The 17,425-nt window shown below is 59.3% G+C and carries 16 protein-coding genes; 5 read left to right on the top strand and 11 right to left on the bottom strand.

Annotated elements, in window-relative coordinates; all coding sequences use genetic code 11:
- Position 1: 1 nt before the first annotated feature.
- The 7 genes from PY649_RS04440 to PY649_RS04410 are packed head-to-tail and all read right to left on the bottom strand — an operon-like array spanning position 2 to position 7,400.
- A complete protein-coding gene (locus PY649_RS04440) occupies positions 2 to 1,084 on the bottom strand; it encodes a hypothetical protein (RefSeq protein ID WP_285866954.1) in 1,083 nt (360 codons plus the stop codon).
- Entirely contained in the window at positions 1,084 to 1,842 is a 759-nt protein-coding gene (locus PY649_RS04435) for an SDR family NAD(P)-dependent oxidoreductase (RefSeq protein ID WP_285866953.1), read from the bottom strand. The genes PY649_RS04440 and PY649_RS04435 overlap by 1 nt, the downstream gene beginning before the upstream one ends.
- A gap of 2 nt (positions 1,843 to 1,844) precedes the next feature.
- On the bottom strand, positions 1,845 to 2,624 hold the full coding sequence (locus PY649_RS04430) for an enoyl-CoA hydratase/isomerase family protein (protein WP_285866952.1): 780 nt from the start codon (positions 2,622 to 2,624) through the stop codon (positions 1,845 to 1,847).
- A 3-nt stretch (positions 2,625 to 2,627) separates the two neighbouring features.
- On the bottom strand, positions 2,628 to 3,455 hold the full coding sequence (locus PY649_RS04425) for a carbohydrate ABC transporter permease (protein WP_285866951.1): 828 nt from the start codon (positions 3,453 to 3,455) through the stop codon (positions 2,628 to 2,630).
- Positions 3,452 to 4,363 (bottom strand): carbohydrate ABC transporter permease, encoded by a 912-nt coding sequence (locus PY649_RS04420; protein ID WP_285866950.1) that lies wholly within the window; start codon positions 4,361 to 4,363, stop codon positions 3,452 to 3,454. Before PY649_RS04420 ends, PY649_RS04425 begins: the two co-directional genes overlap by 4 nt.
- Positions 4,364 to 4,393: 30 nt before the next feature.
- The gene (locus PY649_RS04415) at positions 4,394 to 5,611 is read right to left on the bottom strand and encodes an ABC transporter substrate-binding protein (RefSeq protein WP_285866949.1); all 1,218 of its coding nucleotides are present in this window, start codon (positions 5,609 to 5,611) and stop codon (positions 4,394 to 4,396) included.
- A 28-nt stretch (positions 5,612 to 5,639) separates the two neighbouring features.
- A complete protein-coding gene (locus tag PY649_RS04410; RefSeq protein WP_285866948.1) occupies positions 5,640 to 7,400 on the bottom strand; it encodes a substrate-binding domain-containing protein in 1,761 nt (586 codons plus the stop codon).
- A gap of 502 nt (positions 7,401 to 7,902) precedes the next feature.
- On the opposite strand from PY649_RS04410, the gene PY649_RS04405 reads away from it, so the two are divergent.
- Positions 7,903 to 8,064 (top strand): hypothetical protein, encoded by a 162-nt coding sequence (locus tag PY649_RS04405; protein WP_285866947.1) that lies wholly within the window; start codon positions 7,903 to 7,905, stop codon positions 8,062 to 8,064.
- A 139-nt stretch (positions 8,065 to 8,203) separates the two neighbouring features.
- Here the strand turns inward: PY649_RS04405 and PY649_RS04400 are convergent, their stop codons facing one another.
- Entirely contained in the window at positions 8,204 to 9,115 is a 912-nt protein-coding gene (locus PY649_RS04400; RefSeq protein WP_285866946.1) for a hypothetical protein, read from the bottom strand.
- A gap of 220 nt (positions 9,116 to 9,335) precedes the next feature.
- Positions 9,336 to 9,593 carry an invasion associated locus B family protein gene (locus tag PY649_RS35145; RefSeq protein WP_432761324.1) on the bottom strand — a complete coding sequence of 86 codons (258 nt, stop codon included), beginning with the start codon at positions 9,591 to 9,593 and terminating at the stop codon, positions 9,336 to 9,338.
- A 201-nt stretch (positions 9,594 to 9,794) separates the two neighbouring features.
- On the opposite strand from PY649_RS35145, the gene queC reads away from it, so the two are divergent.
- The 4 genes from queC (at position 9,795) to PY649_RS04380 (ending at position 12,852) form a co-directional block, all read left to right on the top strand.
- The gene (queC, locus tag PY649_RS04395; RefSeq protein ID WP_285866945.1) at positions 9,795 to 10,505 is read left to right on the top strand and encodes a 7-cyano-7-deazaguanine synthase QueC; all 711 of its coding nucleotides are present in this window, start codon (positions 9,795 to 9,797) and stop codon (positions 10,503 to 10,505) included.
- Positions 10,505 to 10,861 (top strand): 6-carboxytetrahydropterin synthase QueD, encoded by a 357-nt coding sequence (queD, locus tag PY649_RS04390; protein WP_285866944.1) that lies wholly within the window; start codon positions 10,505 to 10,507, stop codon positions 10,859 to 10,861. Before queC ends, queD begins: the two co-directional genes overlap by 1 nt.
- Positions 10,858 to 11,595, top strand: a complete 738-nt coding sequence (queE, locus tag PY649_RS04385) for a 7-carboxy-7-deazaguanine synthase QueE (protein WP_285866942.1) — start codon at positions 10,858 to 10,860, stop codon at positions 11,593 to 11,595. The genes queD and queE overlap by 4 nt, the downstream gene beginning before the upstream one ends.
- A 213-nt stretch (positions 11,596 to 11,808) precedes the next feature.
- Entirely contained in the window at positions 11,809 to 12,852 is a 1,044-nt protein-coding gene (locus PY649_RS04380) for a FecR family protein (RefSeq protein ID WP_285866941.1), read from the top strand.
- Positions 12,853 to 12,885: 33 nt separating this feature from the next.
- On the opposite strand, the gene PY649_RS04375 is transcribed toward PY649_RS04380, so the two are convergent.
- Positions 12,886 to 15,063 carry a CHASE2 domain-containing protein gene (locus PY649_RS04375; protein ID WP_285866940.1) on the bottom strand — a complete coding sequence of 726 codons (2,178 nt, stop codon included), beginning with the start codon at positions 15,061 to 15,063 and terminating at the stop codon, positions 12,886 to 12,888.
- A 280-nt stretch (positions 15,064 to 15,343) separates the two neighbouring features.
- Positions 15,344 to 17,419, bottom strand: a complete 2,076-nt coding sequence (gene glgX, locus PY649_RS04370; protein ID WP_285866939.1) for a glycogen debranching protein GlgX — start codon at positions 17,417 to 17,419, stop codon at positions 15,344 to 15,346.
- Between the last annotated feature and the right edge of the window lie 6 nt (positions 17,420 to 17,425).

Genomic DNA, 17,425 nt, shown 5'->3' with positions numbered 1-17,425 from the left:
TTCAATTGCGTCCTTTCAGGAAATCTTGGCGCCAGGGCAGCTCGATACGGCGCCCGGCTCCATCCAGAATTGCCAGCACGTCGGCGCTGGCCGAAATATCTGCGATCTCGGTCCAGCCAGGCGGGCGGGCGATTGCGCCGATGACGTGGCGGATCACGTGACGACGGCCCGCGGCCAACGAGAGTCCGGTCGCCACACCTTCGCCCGAGACCGGATTCGGCCGTCCGGCCTCCGCTTCGCCACCCAGCGCGGGCGCGCAGCCATCCTCGATGCCGGTCACGCCCAGATGCCGGCCACTCCACGGTGCGTAGTCGCGCCCGCCGTTCGAGAACCACAGCATCGTCGCGGGGAGGACCGAGGGGTCCTTCAGGCAGAAGACGATATCGTCTTCGCTCTCGCGAATGACTGCGGACCAGCCGAGAACGGATCCTGGCTCTTCGACGAGCGTAACGAAATCCTCGTTGCGGGTCCCGATTGGCCAGTGGGTAAGATCGACATTCCCGCCATTCACACCCGCGACCTTTTCGAGGTCCGTCGAGCGCGTCGGATAGGCTAGGCAGGAGCGCCCTGGTTCCAGAGGCTGCGCCGGCGTCAGGATGATCTTCTTTTTCGAGGTAAAAAACCTCCCCCGTCCGGAAAGACGGAACATCGGGTGATGCGCGACGGGCAGGGCGCCTCGACCGCCTTCGATCATGTGCTGCTGATAGAGCAACGGCGCGTCATCGGCGAGCACCAGGCGCTTCGTGATCATTGCGCCTGAGACGTCGCGTACCAGCACGAAGTCCAGCCAGCTTGCGGCGCGGGCCTGCAGTTTCCAGGCGCTGTTTGCCGTCCAGCCATGGCCCGGCACGGCCGGATCGACGGAAGCGGCAAATGGCGCGCAAAAGAAATCACCGGCGAGCCTGCGTTCGACAGGCGAGATCGCGGGATTGGTCTGCACGTCCGGCTCATCGCGCCAGGGTGCGACATGCAGCGGTTCGATCCAGCGTTCGCCTGAACGAAGACGCAGTTGAGGAATATTGCCGACCGCGCCATCGAATTGCAGTGCGCCGGAGGCGGTTTCAATGGAGAAAAGGTCGCTCATCATTCCCCCCTGATCGCGAGGCCGCCGTCGCAACGGACGATCTCGCCGGTAATGAAGCTGGCTCTGTCGGACGCCAGAAAAACGACGAGCTCGGCCACTTCCGCCGGCTGGCCGAATCGGCCGATCGGATGGGCGCGGTTCCAGCTGTCGATCAACGCCTGCGCGTCCTCGGTTTCCTCGAAGATCTTTTCGTTCATCGGCGTCATGATCGTTCCGGGCGCAACCGCGTTTACGCGGATGCCGGCCTTTGCGAGATCGATGGCGCATTGGCGCGTCAGCGCGATGATCGCGCCCTTTGCGGCGGCGTAGGCCGGCCAGCCCTGGAAGCCGATCAAGCCCTGCACGGAGGAAAGATTGACGATGGCGCCGCCTCCACGCTCGCGCAGGAGCGGAACGCAGGCCTTCATCGTTCGCCAGAAGCCCGTCAGGTTTGTGTCGATGACGGTCGTCCAGCGCTCCTCGTCGATCTCGTCGATGACGCCGTTAAGCGCGATTGCTGCGTTATTGACGATGATGTCCAGACCACCGAAGCGCGTCTGCGCAAGCGCGGCCATGGCCTGCATGTCGGTTAGCTTACGCACGTCGCCATGAATGAAGGCCACGGATTGACCGAGAGCTTTTTCCAACGCTTCGCCGCTTGCGTCGTCGATATCGGAGAAGACGACCCGCGCGCCGCGCGCCGCAAACAGCTCCACACAGGAGCGCCCTATGCCCTTCGCGCCGCCCGTCACGGCAACGACTTTACCTTCGAATTCCATGGCTATTCCATCCTGAACTGGGGATCGCGTTTTTCGAGGAAGGCATCGATCCCCTCCTGTCCGTCGGCCGTCGAATAGAGGCGGAACAGCACTTCCTGTTCCAGGCTCTTGGCGGTCTCGATATCGACGCCTGCGCCCTCCCGAAGCAGCCGTTTCATTTCGGCTGCCGCGAGTGGCGCAATTTTCAGGCAGGCTCGCGCCCGCCGCAGGATCGCCTCATCCATATCTTCTGCCGGAACGACATCGGCAGCGATGCCGAGCTGCAATGCTCGTGGGGCCGATAGTCGCCAACCCGCCAGGAGCAGATCGGAGGCAGCATATTTTCCGACCGCTCTCATAAGCCTTTGCGTCCCCCCGCCGCCCGGGCAAAGGCCAAGCCGACCTTCCGGAAGACCGAGCTGTGCCGCCTCTGACAGGATCAGGATGTCGCAGCAGAGCGCGATTTCAAAGCCGCCGCCCAGCGCAAAACCATCGACTGCGCAGATCACCGGCTTGGCGATACGTTCCAGCATATCGAACACGCGGCGGGAATTGAGCTGATAGGCGATGAACTCCGCGCGCTTGTCGCCCTGATATTCGGCAATATCCGCACCCGCCACGAAGGCTTTGCCGCCGGCGCCCCGCAGCACGACGACGCGCACGTCGCGATCGGCTACGGCATCGTCGAGCGCCGTTTCGAATTCACGCATCAGCGGCGTCGAAAGCGCGTTCAGCTTCTCCGGCCTGTTGAAAAGGATCTGGCGGATGCCAGGAAGCAGATCTGATGTTTCGATCAGCGCCATGGTCTAACCTTTCACCGCACCGGCGGTGATGCCGGCGACGAAATAGCGTTGTAGGAAGAAGAAGATGGCCATGACGGGCAGCGAAACCATCACCGAGGACGCCATGAGCTCGCCATAACGAATGCCGTATTGGCCGATGAAATCGTTGAGACCGACGGGAAGGGTTCTCATGTCCTTCGTTGACGTGAAGGACAGGGCGAAAAGGAATTCCTGCCAGGTGACGATCAGCACATAGACGGCGGTCGCGATCAGGCCTGGGCGCGAAAGCGGCACAACGATGTCCCAGAACACCCGCATCGGCGTGGCTCCATCAACCGCGGCGGATTCCTCGATCGACGCCGGAAGCTTCAAAAGGAAACCCCGCAGCATCCAGATCGCCACCGGCAGTGTGACCGAGACATAGGCCAGGATCAGCGACCAATAGGTATTCAACAGGCCTGCCCCGCGCATCATCTTGTAGATCGGAATGATGATGGCGGAATGCGGAAACATCTGCGCGAGGACGACCAGCCCGACCAGAGCGGAGATCGCCGTCAATTGTGCCCGAGTGAAGCTATAGGCCGCAAGCAATCCCAGCGTCACGGTGATAACCACCGTGGAGAGCGAGACGACGAGCGAATTGAAGAAGTAGGTCCGGAATTCCGGACGGAATGCGGTCACATAATTGTCGATCGTCGGGCTGCTCGGCCAAAGCCTGGCCGGAATTGCGAAGGGCTCGGTCGCCGGCTTGAGGCTGACGGAAAACATCCAGAAGAAGGGCAGCAGAACAGCAGCCGCCAGAAGAAGCTGCAGGAGCATCAAGACGAGACGGGTAAACCGGGTCTGTTTCATGCCGCAGCCCTCCGGCGATTGGCTCCGCCCTGGACGATGGCATAGAGCGCCACGAGAACCGCGAGCACGAGGATCGAGAACACCCCATAGGTGGCGGCCTCGCCGAAGCGGAATTGTCCGAAGCCCGTCTCGAAGATCTTGGTCGGGAAGATGTGGGTCGCCGATTGCGGACCACCCTTGGTCAGCACCCAGATGATGTCGAAGTAGTTGAAGGTCAGGATCAGCGTCAGCACGATATTGACGACGACGACATCACGGATGGCCGGCAGCGTCACGTCGAAGAGCCTGCGCACCGGGCCGGCTCCATCGAGCGTTGCAGCCTCGATCTGGCTCTGATCGACGTTCTGCAAGGCAGCGAGATAGATCAACATGGAGAACGGAAAACCCTTCCAGACCGCTGCGATGATGACGGACGCCATGGCCATGCGGCTATCGGCAAGCCAGGCGATGCTGTTGTCGATCAAGCCCGTCTGCAGCAGCAGCGAATTCACCAGGCCGAGTTGCGGATCATACATGAAGCGCCAGAGAATGGCCGCAACCACGCCCGGCAGAATGAAGGGTAGCAGAACGATGGCCCGCAGCATGCCCTGCATGGGAAGCTGCTGATTGAGAAGAAGTGCGGTCAGAAAGCCGAGGATGTTCTGCAGCAGGACAACGCCGAGCGTCCAAGAGACAGAATTCAGCAGAACCGTATAGAATGTGCCGTCGGCGAGGACGCGTTGATAGAGCGCGAAGCCGACAAACTTCGGATTGGGATTCAGAAAACTTGTTTCATGAAAGCTCTCATAAACGGTGCCGAACATCGGATAGTAGAGCATGACCGCCATGACGATGAGGGCGGGAGCAAGAAGCAGCCAGTGTAACCAGCGATCTTGGCGCATGGGAATGACCTTGTCCTGGTACCGCATCCCGATTTCGGGATGCGGTAGAAGGTGGAATTACTTGAGGGTATCGATGATGCTGCACGCCTTGGCGGCAGCTGCTTTCGGATCGGTTCCACCATAAATGTCCTGGAACATCGCGATTTGGGCGTCGGCAAGCTCAAGGTAGCGCGGCGAGAGCGGGCGCGCCTTGGCGTTGTCGAGCTGCGTCATGATGGCCTTCGGATCCTTGCGGTTCTTCTGCAGGAAGGCCTCGGCCGCCTTCTTGTTGGCGGGGATGAGGTCAACCACGTCGCCGTTGACGTCCTCACGCACCATGAACTGAATGAACTTCCAAGCTGCTTCCTGATGCGGCGACGATTGGAAGACTGCGAGGTTCCAGCCGCCGAAGGTTCCCACAGGCGTCTTGTCCGCTGGCGCCGTTCCGTTGACGAAGCCCCAGTCGAGCTTGCTCTTTTGCAAGGTCGGCTGTTCCAGAGCTGGCCAGAACTCGATAGCGAGCGAGCCGTTGAGGAAGAGTTCGCGCATGTCGCCAGAGGAAGCATTCAGGATGCCGGCTGGCGCCGACTTGGCCAGGCCCTGCAGATAGGTCAGCGCGTCGACTGCCGGTGCTTCCGTCAACGCGCAACTGCCGTCCTCCTTCAGAATGCGGCCGCCATTCGAGAAGATGAAGGAGTTGCCCACAACGACGGTATCTTCGCCCTTATGGCCGAAGAGCCCGACGCCGAATTTGCCATTTGCCGTCAGCTTATCGGCCGCAGTCTTTAGTCCGTCGAAGGTCGCAAGGCTGGCGGGGTCGATTTTGGCCGCATCCAGCAACGCCTTGTTATAATAGCTGAACTGCCAGACATCGACATTGAACGGGATGCCGTAAAGCTTGCCGTCCAGCACCGCCGAGTCCCATGCGCCGCCGAAGAAGCCGTCGCGGGAAATGCCAGCGGAACTCGCCTTTCCGGTCAAATCCGCAATCGCACCTGCCTTGGCGAAGGCGCCGACCCAGATCTGGTCTAAAGTCGCGACATCCGGCGCGTTACCACCTTGCACTGCGGTCAGGAGACGCTGCTGATATTCCGGATAGGGAACGGTCGTCACCTCGACCTTGATATCGGGGTTTTCCTTCATGAACCGCTCGACCGCCGCCTTCTGAACGCCCGACAGGCCGCTTTCGGTCTGTTGGTTGTCCCAGAACTGCAGTGTCGTCTGCTGCGCCAGCGCTGAACCTGCCGCGAGCAATGCTGCTCCTAACGTGACTGCCTTCAATAATAGTTTCGTCATGATGCTCCTCCCTTGGTATGCGATTGTTCTAGATTTGGCTTTGATAGATTCCGTCCACCTCTACCGGTGGCTCGGAAGGGGCTTCGCCGGCGATCAGCACGTCGACGCCGACCGAACGCAAGCGCTGCCGATCCTCCGGCAAGGCGCCGTCGTCCGTGAGCACGGATCTGATCTGCGAAATGCCGGCGATGCGATGGTTGGCGTCGGAGCCGAGCGCGACGCTATCGGCAAGGGCGATCGTGACCTGCGCCGCGTTGATGATCCGCCGGGCGGCGAGTGCGCGCCGCTCGTCCAGCGAGGACAGGCCGAAACTCGGCGTGATGCCATCCGTCGCGATAAACGCGAGATGCGGGCGAACCTGCTCGAAAATGACTCCGAGGCTCGGCCCGACAAGGCAACGATCGGCCTTCTGGTATTCTCCCGCCGTCAGGACCACCTTGATAGCGGACATGTCCTCCAAGGCATGCAGCACATCGAGCGAATTGGTCACGATAGTGACGCCCTGAAGTTGCTCCGGTTTTCGCGCAGCGGTGTTGCGCAGTTCCTCTGCCAGGAAAAGGTTCGCCTGGCCGTCATTGAGCGCGACGACCATGCCGGGCCGCAGCAGCAGTACGGCCGTCTTCGCGATTTCCCGGCGCAGCCGGGCGATTTCCGCGGAAATGCCGTGATGCGGTGGCGAGACCACGAGTGTCGCCCCATAGGCCTTGCATCGCGCCTGCATGGCGCTTGCCATGCTGCGGTACCAATCGTGGGCGGGATAATGCGGCAGGAAACCGATGCGGCGGGAACGCAGAAGCTTCGCGTTGAACCCGAGCCGGATACTGCTCAACCGCTCAAGAACATCGTCCTTCAGTCGCCAGCCTTCCGTCCCGTCTTCGAAATAGTCGGCAAGCGTTTGCGGCGTGATGACGGCATGCGGCGTGACAGTGTCGGACAGGGTTTGCCCGAGTATTCCGAGCACCGCCATGTCGATGCCGAGACGACCCACCACCTCCGGAAACAGAGCGCCGACGGCGCGTAGCGGCCCCGTTTCCGCAAGCCGTGCCATGAAACCGGCACTCTCGCCGCCCATTGAATAGACAGCGACCCGCCTCTTCATGCGCTCGGCTGCCTCTATACCGGCGATAGCTGCATGATCGTTGACGGCGAAAACAAGATTGATTGCCTCGTCGGCGGCAAAGGCGTCATGGGCGACACGCAGGCCGATCCTGTAGCTGCCTTGCCCATTCACGCGATGGACCGCAGCCGGTCGCAGGCCGCCCTCCGCCAAACCCGCCTCAAAACCGGCGACCCGCTCGCGCGTGTTGGGCAATTCGGCAACGCCGATCAGCAGCATGGAAACGGATTTGCCAGCCATTTCGGTTGCCGCCAGTCGCCCGAGTTCGACGCCTGCGGTGAAGTTGTCCGGTCCGAGATAGGCGCCACCTTCCTGGGCGGCACTTTCCGCAATGAACGGAATTCCGCGGCGAACGATTTCGCGTCGCAGGACATTGCTTCCACGGCCGATAATGGGCGGAAGAATGACGGCATTCAGGGAGTCGAGATCGGATTCCAAAGGGCTCAATTCGGTTCCCGGGAGAATTCCGTTCGCTCGAACGAGTGCGTCATCCGGCAGGACCGCGCCACCATGGCGTCGCCGGAGAGCACCGAGTTCGTCCAGTTGCGCCAAATCGCGCCTGATTGTGACAGCGGCGACGCCGGGCATCGATTGGCACAACTCCTCCATGCTGACCACGCCCTGCCGGCGCAATATGGAAAGGATCCTCGCGTGCCTTTGCTCTTTGATCATTTGGTCTCCTCTTGGCGCAATTTTGTAGAATTGATGGACCACATCAATAAAAATGCATGCCGATGGGAGCGAGATGGACATCATTTCAGCAGAAAATGATCAAATTCGATCATTTTGGGTCGCGGCCATCGTTGCCGCAGCGAGGTGGCCTTCAGTAGCGGTAGCTCATAGCGTAATAGCCCTCGGCTCGTGCTGCTCAACATCGGGGATTGCGAACGCCTCATACGTCTTTCCGGTGCTCGGACGATCGGCAGGATCGACCCCACGTCCGATGCCTTGCCGACTTCGGGGCCGCCGTCGAAGCTTATGCGGATAACGACAAGGCGAGCCGGGGAGCGGCTACGATGACATTCAAACCATAGCCGTTACAAATGATGTCCACATCCGCGGACACGGCTTTAATCGATTAAAATAAATTCAATCGTTTAAACTTTTTAATGCTGTGATTTACAAAGCATTTCTCCCATGGCATTCAGCTAATGTCTTTATAAGGGAGGCCTTAATGCAAGAGCGTGAAACGGTGCGGAAGGAGATACCCGCACATGTGGTCGATCGTCTGGAAAACGAGTGGCGGCTGGTTCAGGTCGAGCGCTCACCGTTTAAGGTCGTGCCGGAGATCGATGCAGCCGACAAGATCGTCCCCACGCCCGCCGACGAGCGCTGAGCTCATTGATCCTTGCCCCGCCATCCTCAAATGGTGCCATAAAAGCCGTCCTGGGTGCGGGGCAAGCATCCACCTCACCGAACACTGCTCGACATTCAATCGGAAGGCGCGGCCGCTTCAGCCTTGCGAGTCGTTGCTCTTACGCTGAAATTGCGAGCGCTCGCGCCAGAAACTCTTCGCTAGATTGGGCTGAATAGTCCGGCAGGCCGAGAACCGCCTGGTAGGCGGTGTCGACGATTGCGTATTTCTCGGCCTGGTAGTTCCAATATTCCGCGACGAAGTTTCGGGAAAGCCAGAAGCTGCTCCTGCCGGGAGCGCCGACCCAGCCGACGCTTCCGAGGTCTGTTGCCTGTTTCAAAAGCCGCTTCAGATGAGCGCTCGAAATCATGAATTGGCTCTGGATGACCTTCGGTGAGATCGCGCCGATCAAGACTTTGTCCGAGGTGGGATCGATCTTGCTGATTCGGGAGATGAGATAGTCCATCACCACGCCGCCGGAGGTCGCCCAGTTGAACAGAGCGAAGGTCACGCCGGGATCCCTCAGGCTTTCGCTGTCCAGGATCATCTTGGCGATCATTGGCTGCATTCGCAGCACCGAGCCGGCGCTGGCGGTCGTTCTGGCCATCCTGTCGCCGCCGTCCAGCATGTCCAGGACGAGCAAATGCGTATAGATCCAGCGGGCCAGGTATTCACTGGTCATCTCGGTGGGCTCTAGCAAGGTAATGCGGCGGTCGGAGCTGCCGACGATCGGCCGTACGAAGCGATAGGCAATCATTTCCTTCAGGAAGGCAGCCGCCGTGTTGCGGCTCGCGATTTTGTGCTTGACTGCGAAATCGACAAACCGGCCCGTATAGAGTGCGGGCGCAGGATTATCTGGGTAGCCGAGAAACAGGGCATAGCCGGCATGCGCCAGAAGCCATCTTTGTTGTGCGGCAAAGATCGAGGCTATACGAGGGTTCTCGTCGTATATCGCCATGAGCTCATGCGCGCTGCGCAATATAGCGGACAGAAAGTTCTCGTTTTGGCTGAGCTCTTTTGCTGTGAAGGCCATTGACGCCAGAATTCTTTCATTATCTTTGTTTAGTCAAATTCTTTGCCGCAATATTCTATATTTGTAATCCCATAAATACTAAAGGTTTGTTTGTCTTCGGAGATGTGCTGTTAAGTTTAAGAAACAAGATTAAGACGCCGAACGCGATATGCCGCGAAGTACGGTGCCTACCGCGATTGCGACAAAAGTGGAATGGTGGCTGCTTTGGTGCGGGCTGAGGCTACTTGCCGCCCCGGACTGCGGCTTTCGTCGCTGCGAACGCTTCTGGAAAGCCGTCAAGTATCAGTTTGATCGGTATGGTTTTCCCGTCCGGAGTTGTCACCGTGACGGTGGCCGCGGGTTTCGTCTTCATGGCATCAAGCAGAGCGTTATCGACATTTGTTTCGATGAGGCAGTCCTGCGACGCCCAGCGGCTTACCGGCATCGTGGCGCTATACGCACCGCTGACGTCGATCTTGACGCGGGGCTTCCACGCAATTCTGCGATTTGCGTTGCGGTCGACTTATCGTCGGCCGCCGCCAGGCGCCGCTGCAGCGGCCAACGACGTCAGAGCGATCTTGTTTGAATGATCGCGCACGCCTTGCTTCTTACGGGATCTGCTGCTAGTGACCCCGCATAGCTTTTGGAAAGCTAAAATATCCGGTCGCAGCCCACCCGGTCAAAACAAGGGATCCAAAATATGAAGACCATCGTCGTCTGCTCCGGCGGACTGGACTCCGTTTCGCTTGCCCATAAAGTCGCGGCGGAACATCAACTCATCGGACTCATCTCGTTCGATTACGGACAGCGGCATCGCAAGGAATTGGATTTTGCCGCCGCCTGCGCCAAGCGCCTCGGCGTGCCGCATCATATCATCGACATTACTGCCATCGGCAAGCACCTGACCGGATCGGCTTTGACGGATGACGTCGAAGTGCCGGACGGACATTATGCCGAGGAAACGATGAAGGCGACCGTCGTTCCGAACCGCAACGCCATCATGCTCGCGATCGCCTTCGGCCTTGCCGCCACGCAGAAAGCGGACGCTGTCGCCGTTGCCGTTCATGGCGGCGATCATTTCATCTATCCAGATTGCCGGCCGGGCTTCATCGATGCCTTTCAGCAAATGCAGAACCATGCCCTCGATGGCTACGCCAGCGTTTCGCTCTATGCGCCCTTTGTCACCGTCTCCAAGGCAGACGTCGTGACCGACGGCGCGAAAAACGGCACGCCGTTTGCCGAGACCTGGTCTTGCTACAAGGGCGGCATTCGTCACTGCGGCCGTTGCGGCACCTGCGTCGAACGGCGCGAGGCCTTCCAGCTCGCCGGTGTCGAAGATCCGACGGAATATGACGATCCAGATTTCTGGGTTGCGACGACGGCCGGCTTTTCGGCCGAGGAGGTGAAGTGATGTTCCGCATCACCAAGCAATTTCACTTCTCGGCCTCACATCAACTCACGCATCTTCCTGCTGACCATCAGTGCGCCCGGCTGCATGGGCACAATTATATCGTCGAGGTGGAGCTTTCGGCCGCCGAGCTCGATGCTGACGGCTTTGTCCGGGATTATCACGAGCTAGCGCCGCTGAAGCGCTACATCGATGAGCGCTTTGACCACCGACATCTGAACGAGGTTCTTGGCCATGACCGCGTGACGTCGGAATATCTGGCCAAGCACTTCTATGATTGGTGCAGGCAGAGGCTGCCCGAGACTTCGGCGGTGCGCGTCAGCGAGACACCGAAGACCTGGGCGGAATATCGGCCATGAGCGAGGCGCGAGAGAGCCCGATCCGCGTCAGTGAGATATTCGGGCCAACAATCCAGGGCGAGGGAATATTGATCGGCCTTCCGACCGTGTTCGTGCGGACCGGTGGCTGCGATTACCGCTGTTCCTGGTGCGATACGCTACACGCGGTCGACAGCGATTATCGCGACCAATGGCAACCGATGTTGGTCGATGAGATCTGGCGGGAGGTGACCCTGCTTTCCGGCGGCAAGCCGCTGATGGTTTCGCTTTCCGGCGGCAATCCGGCGATCCAGCCGCTCGGGCCGCTGATCGCCCACGGCCATGGTCTTGGCTACAGCTTTGCGCTGGAAACGCAGGCGAGCATCGCGAAAGAGTGGTTCGGCGATCTCGATGTGCTGGTGCTCAGCCCGAAGCCGCCGTCGAGCGGCATGGCAACGGATTGGGATGCATTCGGGGACTGTCTTCGCCAGGCGGGCGATAGACCGCAGATCGCGTTGAAGATCGTCGTTTTCGATGACCGCGACTATGCCTATGCGCGCGATGCCTCCGCCCGCTATCCGCACCTGCCGGTCTATCTGCAGCCCGGCAACCACACGCCGCCTCTACCCGATCAGGACGACGCAACGATCGATATAGACGGCATCATGGACCGGATGCGCTGGCTCGTTGACAAGGTGACGGATGATGGATGGTTCGAGGCACGGGTTCTGCCCCAACTGCATGTTCTGCTTTGGGGTAACAAGCGCGGTGTTTAGCAACTGAAACGAGACGCCAGACCCTAATAATCCAAACGTGATAGTTGCGAAGAAGAGTTTCCAAAGAAGCCCAAATATAACTATATCGGAGTTCAGTTTCGGCCAAAACCATACCCGCCAGTAGCGCTGGCTACATACATTATACTCAGAATGGATGATGGGCGCCAACGGCTATCCTATGGTAAAACATAGATAATCTTTGTGGGGGTCTGGATGGTGTATCTGCGTGACGCCGCAATAGCTATGCTGAGCGTCACGCTGTTCGCTCCGCTACCTTCGAAAGCCGACGAGAAGGTCGGCGAAGCGGTTTTGATCAAAACTGAAGTTTCCGGCGCCGGTGGTCCGATGGCGGTCGATGATCCGGTCCACCGGGACGAGCGCATTCGCACATCCATTTCCGGTCTTGGTCAGTTCACCTTTCGAGATGGCACGAAATTGGCAGTCGGAGCCGGCTCTTCCGTGGTCATCGACAAATTCGTCTTCGATGACTCGGGTTCGGTCAAGAAGCTCACCATTAACGCCGCGAAGGGTACTTTTCGCTGGATGAGCGGAAATTCGAACCACTCGGCCTACCAAATCGTAACGCCAGCCGGAACGATCGGTGTGCGCGGTACAGCGTTTGATTTCTATGTCGGCCCCAATGGCACGACAGCGGTCGTTTTGTTGAACGGCGCCGCTCAATTTTGTGGTGCGGGCGGCTGCAGGAATTTGAAGGCGCAATGCGATTGCGTAGTCGCCAAACGCAATGGCGAGATCAGTGAACCGCGCAGGGTCAATCGCGATATTCTCAAGACGCTCGGCAACCAGCGAGCTCTACCGTTTCTGTCTGGCGACCAAACGCTTTCGGGAAGAATGGCTTTTGCCGGCGGCGGCGATTGTGGCCTATCGACCGCGATGAGAGACCGGCCAAACGGTACATCCCCACGCAGCAATCCGGCCAGTAGTCCAGCGCCGTCACCACCCGATACTCCCAGTACACCGAGCACGCCCAGCGCACCCGAATCGCCACGCGCGGAGGCGCCGGCCGCGCCCAGTACGCCGGCAGCCCCCAGTACACCTGCTGCTCCAAGCCCGCCGAGCACGCCTGACAAGCCGGATAAACATCACGATCACGACAAGGACGACCATGATGATGATCACGACCACCATGATCGTCACCATGACAGGAGCGGCCATGGATGGGGCGATCACAATCAAGACAGCGACGGCCAAGGCGGCGATAACGGCGACAATGATGGCGGGCATCATCATCGGTAGCTAAAGCGCGAGCGTCAGAGATCGCGATGCGCTTCAGGTGTCGGCGTGATCGGCTCTATCTGCGTGCTCGTCGGCGAAGTGCGCGGCTCTGCGCGAGATCTGGCCATAGAACTCCTGCAGCAATCCCGCTGCCGCGGCCTGCGCCTTGAGTTTTGCCGCGCCGATGAGTTTGCGGGTGCCCGTCTGATGTGTTCGCATAGCGTCGATCAGCCGCTTGTGCGCTGCGTGGAGTTCAACAAATTCGCCAGACCTTGCCAGACGCGCATCGCCGACCACAGCAAAGAGATTGGTTCGCATGCTCTTTCCCTTCAGCGTCAGCGATCCGGCTTCGAGCAGGGCGTAATCGGACAGCAAGCTTGCCGTGGTTTCGGACACCAGAATGTCGAAACTGATGTCCTTGCAGGCGGATTCGATTCGAGCGGCAATGTTCACAGCGTCCCCGACAGCGGAGTAGTTGAACCGTGTCTCCGCGCCCATATTGCCGACGCAGGCAAGCCCGGTATGTATGCCGATCCCGATCCGGACCTGTCGCTCGTCTCCGAAGCCGAATGCATCGCTGCTGTTGAGGCGCGCAAGCGTTTCACGCATGCCGAGGGCCGCACGGACGGCCTTGCCGGCATGGTCGGACACATCAATGGGAGCGTTCCAGAAGGCCATGATCGAATCCCCGATGAACTTGTCGAGCGTGCCGTCATTGGCAATGACATGGTGGCTCAGTGCATCGAGCAGCGTGTTGAGAAACGCGACCAAGGCGCTTGGCGTCATCTGCTCGCTGATCTGCGTGAAGTTTCGCACATCGACGAACATGACAGTCAATTCGCGCTCATCTCCTCCGAGACGCAGGGCATCGCGCGTGTGCTCGATGCGATAGAGCAGGGAAGGTGAAAGATAATGGCCGAAGGCCCGCCGCACGTCGCGGCGCTCCCGGTCGGTCACGAGAAAGCGGAATGCCGTCGCGGCAAAATGCGTGATGGACCCGGCAACGATCGGTGCCAGCGGGTCGAAGAGAAGTCCCGCGTAGAGAAAGGCGGCCCAGGAGGCGACAAGGGCGAGGAAAGTGATCAGCAAACCGCAGGCCAGCGCGACGGCCGGAGTGACGAAAGTGGTCAGGACTACCAGAAGGCTACCCAGCACGGCGATGGACAGGATTTCCAGTCCGTTTGCCCAATCCGGTCGGGAAAGAAAGCGGCCTGAAAGGATTTGCTCGACAACCTGTGCATGGATGGAGACACCCGGCACGTTTTCATCGAGCGCGGTCGTGCGGATATCCTGCAGGCCAGCAGCAGAGGTCCCGACGAACACGATACTGCCTTCGATGGCGTTTCTGATATCGGGGGAGAGGTCCCCGGTCGCGAGCACCTTGCTTGCGGAAATATATCTTTCCTTGGTGTCGGGGCTGACATAGAGCCAGAGCTCACCCGTCGCCGTGACCGGCACCACGAAATCCCCGATCTTGACCCGCGTTATCGTGTTCGGCGCGTCCGGCGCACTGTCCAGTATGTAAGTGGAGGCTCCCTGTGCAACGCGCAGCGCCTCGATCGCAAGATTGGGGTAAAGCTGCTTGCCGTCACTGAGGAAAAGCGGAACCGCGCGTACCACCGCGGATGAGGCGCCCGGATTGAGGCTGATATGCCCGATGCCGGCAGCGTTGGCTTCCAATTGCGGTTGCAGTGGTGTCGCGGCCTTGATCGCAGGCGGCGCACCGAAAGGACTTTCGCCCGTGTAGGCAAAACCAGCTTTGACGGGCGGCAGATAGTTTCCTTCATTGGAAAGGCCGAAGCCCAGCACCACCGGCCTTCCGGACAACGATCGGGCAAAAATATCATCGTTATCAGGCAATTGGCCAAGAAAAGCGGGATCAACGCCTGTGACGTCGCGAATGACATTGCGAGGCGACAGGCGATCGGGCTCTGCGAAAAGGACATCGAAAGCGATAGCGGATGCACCCATCTCGGAGAGCCTGTCCACAAGAGCGGCAATCCGATTTCTTGGCCACGGCCATTGGCCAAACTCGCGCAGCGACGCTTCGTCAATGTCGACGACCCGCACGGGCTGGTTCTCGAAAGTCCGCGGCACCAGGCGCTGGTATTGGTCGAATGTCAAATCACGGGCGAGCCTTAGCAACTGGGGATCGCTTGCCCGCAGGATCGTCAGCGCTGCGACAATCGCCAAGCCGATAATGACGCCGATCTGCTGCGCGCGTGTCACCATTATGGTGCCAGTCCCCCTCGTCCAACGTCCCCGCGATAAGTAGCATTGCGAAAGAAATACTAAGGTCTATTGGCCTGCCGCCGCGCCAATGAAGAATATGCTGCCTTGTTCCTGTAGATGACGCAATGAGCAAAGTATCGAGAGGTACAGAACAAGGCTGCCACATCACGATGTCTAGCATGAGTCTCGCAGTCGCGCTCGCACTGCCGTCGATCCCGCTGAACTTTGAACTAGGAATGATGACTCCCGGATGGGGCTGGCCGAGGTATTCCTGTCGACTTCAGGTTGCGCGCAATATTGAAAGACTCCGGCCCTCAAGCACGAAGCTTTCCAGGTCGACGATCTGTCTGGCTTGATCCGTTGGTCTTGAGGTGGTGATTTCCATTATCCAGCCTGTGGTATCCGGCAGGGCGAAGGGCACGGGTCCTTCGTGCGGATTGAACAGGATCAGCACGTCGTCCCATCCTTCTTCGATGGACTGTTTGCGCGATAGGCGCAGGCCTATCGTCGTGCTGCCCGCATCCTGCCATTGCTCATCCGTCTGCTCGCCGCCGCCTGGGTTGAGCCACGTTACTGACAAGCCGTCACGCCAGTTTTCCCGCCGGAGGATCGAATGCCGTTGTCGAAGCGTGATCATGCGCTTGGTGAATACACGGAGTATCTCGGCGCTCTCGGGCAGGTTCTGCCAGTGCACCCAGCTCAGCTCGTTGTCCTGGCAATAACCGTTGTTGTTTCCCATTTGGCTGCGCCCGAACTCGTCGCCGGCAAGCAGCATCGGGGTGCCATGGGATAGGAACAGGGTAGCGATGAAATTGCGTTTCTGGCGATCGCGCACAGTGTTGATGCCGTCATCTTCCGTTGGGCCTTCGACGCCGTAGTTGAAGCCGCGGTTGTCGTTATGGCCGTCGTTGTTGTCCTCGCCATTGGCCTCGTTGTGTTTGTCGTTGTAGGAGACGAGGTCATTCAGGGTGAAGCCGTCATGCGCGGTGATGAAGTTGACGCTGGCCCACGGCCGGCGTCCCCGAAGGTCGTAAACATCGCCCGAGCCGAGAACGCGCGTTGCAAAATCCGGGGTCGTGCCGTCAATGTCCTTCCAGTAGTCCCGGGCCGTGTCGCGGTACTTGTCGTTCCACTCTGCCCAGCCGGGCGGGAAGCCACCGACCTGGTAGCCGCCGGGACCGATATCCCACGGCTCTCCGACAAGCTTGACCCTGGAAAGCACCGGGTCCTGGCCGACAGCGTCAAAAAAGCCGCCGCGTTGATCGAACCCTTGCGGTTCACGACCGAGAATTGTGCCTAGGTCGAACCGGAAGCCATCGACATGCATCTCCTCTGACCAGTAGCGAAGCGAGTCCGTCACCATCTGCAGCACGCGCGGATGCGATGTGTTGACCGTGTTTCCGGTGCCCGTATCGTTGATGTAGTACCGCGCCTGATCAGGAAGGTTGCGGTAGTAGGAAAAGTTATCGATGCCTTTGAACGAGAGGGTCGGGCCAAGCTCGTTACCCTCGGCGGTATGGTTGTAGACGACGTCCAAGATCACCTCGATGCCGGCGTCGTGGAAGGCACGCACCATGTCGCGAAAGCCTGCGATTCCTTTGGGGCCGTAGTAGCGCGATGCCGGCGCAAAGAAAGCAACCGTATTGTATCCCCAATAATTATGAAGCCCCTTGTCGAGCAGATGGCTATCGTCGGGGAAGAAGTGGATCGGCAGCAGCTCGATCGACGTGATGCCGAGGCTCCTGACGTAGTCGACAATGTCTTTTTGGCCAAGCCCTTCAAAGGTGCCGCGCAGCTCCTCGGGAATTGCCGGGTGGAGTTGGGTCAAACCTTTGACGTGGCTTTCATAAAAGATCGTCTTTGCCCACGGAACCGACGGCTTTTGGTCCCCATTCCAGTCGTATTCGTTTGGATCGATGACACGGCACTTCGGCATGACCGGTGCACTGTCTGTTTCGTCAAAAGAAAGATCCGCGTCCTCACTATCCAAGGTGTAGGCGAAATGCGCTTGAGACCATTCAATGTCTCCAGCGAGCTCCCGGGCATAGGGATCGACGAGCAGTTTGTTTGGATTGAAACGGTGACCGCTTTCCGGATCATATGGCCCATGAACTCGGTAGCCGTAAAGTGCGCCGGACTTTAAGCCGGGAATGTAGCCATGCCAGATCTCGTTCGTGAATTCCGGCAGGGTTATCCGTTCGATCTCTGCCTTTCCGGCTTCGTCGAACAGGCAGAGCTCGACTTTTTCGGCGTGGGCGCTGAAGAGTGCAAAGTTGACGCCATCGCCATCGTAGTTCGCCCCCAGGCGGGTAAAATCACCCGGCTGTATATCACGCCCTTTGATTTCTTGGGCCATCAATCT

It is taken from the genome of Rhizobium mayense (assembly GCF_030272705.1).
Classification (GTDB): Bacteria; Pseudomonadota; Alphaproteobacteria; order Rhizobiales; family Rhizobiaceae; genus Rhizobium; species Rhizobium mayense.
This window is presented reverse-complemented; position numbering and strand designations above follow the sequence as displayed.